Origin of the sequence: Microbacterium sp. K35 (assembly GCF_004794375.1) — a bacterium.
GTDB classification, from domain to species: domain Bacteria; phylum Actinomycetota; class Actinomycetes; order Actinomycetales; family Microbacteriaceae; genus Microbacterium; species Microbacterium sufflavum.
Genome location: NZ_SSDM01000266.1, coordinates 1 through 3,923 on the forward strand (window position 1 = coordinate 1; position 3,923 = coordinate 3,923).

Genomic DNA, 3,923 nt, shown 5'->3' on the forward strand with positions numbered 1-3,923 from the left:
ACCGAGGCCGCGTGGCGGGCGACCTCGGCGTCGTCGAGGCGCTCGGTGAACGGCGCGTGCGCGAGGCGGGCGGCTCCGAGGCGTACGGCCCGCTGCGCCTCGCCGGGGCCCTCGGCGTGCACGACCACCGGCAGGCCGTGCGCGTCCGCGCGCTCGACGATCGCGTGGACGAGCGCGTCGGCGAACACCGGACCGGCCGTGCTGTTGCCGGCGACCTTGAGGAGGGCGACCCCGGCGGCCGCGAGATCATCGACCGCGGCGACGGCGGCAGCCTCGTCCGCGACCTCCCGCACCGATCCCGCGGGTGCCCAGTCGCGGTAGGACGGGTAGCCGCCGGGCGGGGTGAGGAACGCTCCGGCGTACCGGACCTCGACGGCGTGATCGGGGGTGGCCGAGGTGTGCACCGCGAGCTCACGCAGCACCGCGGTGTTCCCGCCCAGGTCGTCGACCCGGGCGAGGCGCGAGGTGCGCAGCAGGGCGTGGTCGACGAGCTGCAGGTGCACGTGGTGGTCGGTGAAGCCGCCGACGACCCCGCCGGGGACGCGGGGGAGGCCGGGGGCCGGAGTCTCGGCGCGGAGCCGCACGTGTTCCGCGGTCGCCTCGACGACGCCGTCGCGCCACCGGGTGCCGTCGAAGTACGTCGCGGCGTGCATCTCAGCCGCCGATCTCCGTGCGGACGGTGTAGAGCTCGGGGAAGAACGTGAGGTCGAGGGCGCGCTGCAGGAATCCGACGCCGCTGGAGCCGCCCGTGCCGACCTTCATGCCGATCGTGCGCGACACGGTCTTGAGGTGCCGGAATCGCCAGAACTGGAAGTTGTCCTCGAGGTCGACCAGGTCTTCGCACGCCTCGTACAGGTCCCAGTGCGTGCCGGGGTCCTGGTAGATGGCGCGGATCGCGGGGACCAGCGCCGGGGTCTCGCGGTAGGGCTCGCGCACGTCGCGGTCGAGGATCTCGGCCGGAACGGGCAGTCCGCGGCGGGAGGCGTAGCGCAGGAACTCGTCGTACAGCGTGGGCTTCTCCCACTCGGCGGTGAGCAGCGCCAGGTTCGCGGGATGGTCGCGGAAGACGCCGAGCATCTTCTCGTTCTTGTTGCCCAGCGCGAACTCCACGGCGCGGTACTGCACCGACTGGAAGCCGGACGAGGTGCCGAGCGAGCCGCGGAACTGCGCGTATTCGGTCGGGGTCAGGGTGGCGAGCACGGACCACTGCTGCGTCATCACGTCTTGGATCTTCTTGACCCTGGCGATGCGCTTGAGGGCTTCACGCAGGTCGTCGGCGGCCAGCAGCGTGCGCGCGGAGGACAGCTCGTGCAGCACCTGCTTGAGCCACAGCTCGGTGGTCTGGTGCTGGATGATGAACAGCATCTCGTCGTGGTGCTCCGGCTGGCTCACGGGGTGCTGTGCGGTGAGCAGCTGATCCAGGGCGAGGTACGAGCCGTAGGTCATCCGTCCGGTGAGGTCGGTGACGATGCCGTCTTCCAGGGCGCGCTGGTTCTCCGGGTGCATGCGGAAAACATATCACTTCTGTGGCGACCGTCACAGGAGTGAAATGTTCTCAGCGGGTGGTGTGCTTCCCCAGGAACGCGATCGTCTCGTCCAGAGCGGTCCGGGCATCCGGCAGGTCGAGGTGGAACTGGTACTCGTGCGGCAGGGCGGGCTCGTGATCCATCGGCCAGAACAGCGTCGTGACCTCCACACCCAGGGACTCGAGGCGCTTCGCCATCGGGATCGACTGGAGCCAGGTGAGACCGTCGCCGTTGCCGCCGGAGATGTAGGTGGCGGGGAAGTCCGCGGTGACCCAGTCGAGCGTCGACATCGTCGACCCGGTGGAGTCCTCCGCCCAGGTCTTGGTGCCCGAGTACGCCCACATCGCGGTCTTGAGGCCCCAGCCGGCGATGCCGTCGAGCTCGGCCAGGGCTGCGAGGTCGTACACGCCGCAGTTGAGGATCGTGGCGGCGAGCTGGTCGGCCTTCAGCGACGGGTCGATGCCGACGATCTCGGCGTAGTCGGGGTTGGTGATGAGCGTGGCCATCTGGCTGGCGAGCTGGCTGCCGGCGGAATCGCCCGCGAGCACGATCTGGTCGGGGTCGATGCCGAGTTCTGCGGCGTGCTCGTCGATGTAGGCGAGGGCCTGATCGAGCTGCCGCACGGCGAGCGGGTACACGCCCTCGGGTCCGATCGTGTAGTTCACCCCGACGGTCGTGTAGCCCTCGGCCGCGAGGATCCGGAGGTACGGGTCGACGTTCTCCTTCTCGCCCGAGATCCAGGCGCCCCCGTGGATCCACACCACGGTCGGCAGTGGACCGTCGGCGTCGGCCGGGCGGAACACGTCCATCGTCGTGTCGGTGCCCGCGTCGCCGTACGCGATCCCCTGCTGCACGTCGAGCGCGGTGTCGGGCACGTGCTTGTCCATCTCGGCGGCGGTCTCGTCGCCGCCCTTCGTGAACACCGCGCGGATGACCATGGCGGACGGCCAGGGGGTGAGGCTGCTGATGAGGGCGACCACGGCGGCGACGACCACCACGATCACCACGATCACCTTCGTGCGGTGCCAGGGCTTCCGGGCCTTCGTGGGGTGGACGGACTCTCCGGTGTGCGCATCGGTGCTCATGGACCCTCCCGGCAACAGTGTGCCAGTATTCCGGCCTGTCGAATCGCCGGTGCGGGCGGGTGTGTCCTGGCGCCCCGTGCGATCGCGGCCGTCCCTGCGGGCCCGGGCCCGGGGAGGGGCTCAGCGGGAGAGGCCGCCGATGAGCTGCCGCAGGCCGTAGGCGTAGGCGCGGTCGACGTCGCCGCCCAGGCGGAAGGCGCCCGCGAGCTCCATCTGCAGGAACCCGGTCGCCCAGGCGGTGAAGAGCCGGGCGGCGTCGAGGGCGTCGTCGTCGCCGACCGTGGCCGCGCACGCCCGGATGACCGGTGCCGCCGAGCGCTCGAGGGCTTCCTGCGGCACGGGTGCGGCGAACATCAGCCGGAAGCCCTCGGGGTGCGCGTGCGCGAAGGCGCGGTAGGCGGTGGCGAGCTCGGCGAGGTCGTCGCCAACCCTCTCGAGGCGCTCGCCCAGCGCGTCGACCGTGGCGGTCGCCACCGCGGCGAGCAGTGCCTCGCGATCCTTCACGCGCTTGTAGAGCGAGGGGGCGCGCACGCCGACGCGCGTCGCCACGGCCTGCATCGTGAGGCCCGAGGGGCCGGACGCCTCGAGGATCTCTCGTCCGGCGGTCACGATCGCGTCGGTCGTGGTGCGTTCGGGGGTCGGCATGCATCCTCCAGTGATGGCTATTGACAGTAGCCATCATAGCTACGTATCGTAGCTATCGCAATCATCCGAGAGGACCCGCCATGCAGCTCGCCCCGCACCTCCACCGCCTCGGCAACGACATCGTCGCCTCGTACCTGATCGACCTGCCCGAGGGCATCACGCTCATCGACGCCGGTCTGCCCGGACACTGGAAAGACCTGCAGCACGAGCTGTCCGCCATCGGTCGTCCGCTGTCCGACGTCCGCGGTCTCGTGCTCACCCACGGCGACAGCGACCACATCGGGTTCGCCGAACGCCTGCGCCGCGAGACCGGCGTGCCCGTGATCATCCACGCCGCCGACGCCCACCGCGTGCGCACGGGCGAGAAGCCACGGACGCCGATGGGGCCCGCGCGCCCGCTCCCGATGCTGGGCTTCCTCGCCTACGGCCTGCGCAAGAACGCGCTGCGCACGCCGCACGTCGCCTCGGTCGTCGAGGTGGAGGACGGTGCGGTGCTCGACCTGCCCGGTGCCCCGGTGGTCGTCGGACTGCCCGGCCACTCGCCCGGCAGCATCGCGGTGCACGTGCCGGCGGTCGACGCGGTGTTCGTGGGCGACGCGCTCACGACGCGGCATGTGCTCACCGGGCGCGAGGGTGCCCAGCCGGCTCCCTTCACGGATGCACCCGC

At 71.0% G+C, this 3,923-nt stretch carries 4 protein-coding genes and 1 pseudogene; 1 reads left to right on the top strand and 4 read right to left on the bottom strand.

Annotated elements, in window-relative coordinates:
* From DW299_RS10080 to DW299_RS10095, 4 genes and pseudogenes are all read right to left on the bottom strand, one after another.
* Positions 1-653: pseudogene (locus tag DW299_RS10080) on the bottom strand (amidohydrolase family protein); the annotation flags it as partial.
* 1 nt (position 654) lies between these two features.
* Entirely contained in the window at positions 655-1,506 is an 852-nt protein-coding gene (locus tag DW299_RS10085) for a tryptophan 2,3-dioxygenase (protein ID WP_136034845.1), read from the bottom strand.
* 49 nt (positions 1,507-1,555) lie between these two features.
* Complete coding sequence (locus DW299_RS10090) at positions 1,556-2,611, bottom strand: alpha/beta hydrolase (RefSeq protein ID WP_136036504.1); 1,056 nt, start codon at positions 2,609-2,611, stop codon at positions 1,556-1,558.
* Positions 2,612-2,731: 120 nt separating this feature from the next.
* On the bottom strand, positions 2,732-3,256 hold the full coding sequence (locus DW299_RS10095) for a TetR/AcrR family transcriptional regulator (protein WP_136036505.1): 525 nt from the start codon (positions 3,254-3,256) through the stop codon (positions 2,732-2,734).
* A gap of 80 nt (positions 3,257-3,336) precedes the next feature.
* Here DW299_RS10095 and DW299_RS10100 point away from each other — a divergent pair.
* A partial coding sequence (locus DW299_RS10100) for an MBL fold metallo-hydrolase (protein WP_136036506.1) occupies positions 3,337-3,923 on the top strand: 587 nt, incomplete at its 3' end.

What these genes read in the sequence shown, in the direction of transcription:
- DW299_RS10090 (WP_136036504.1), bottom strand. Translation starts at nt 2,611, where the DNA reads ATGAGCACCGATGCGCACACCGGAGAGTCCGTCCACCCCACGAAGGCC.
- DW299_RS10085 (WP_136034845.1), bottom strand. Translation starts at nt 1,506, where the DNA reads ATGCACCCGGAGAACCAGCGCGCCCTGGAAGACGGCATCGTCACCGAC.
- DW299_RS10095 (WP_136036505.1), bottom strand. Translation starts at nt 3,256, where the DNA reads ATGCCGACCCCCGAACGCACCACGACCGACGCGATCGTGACCGCCGGA.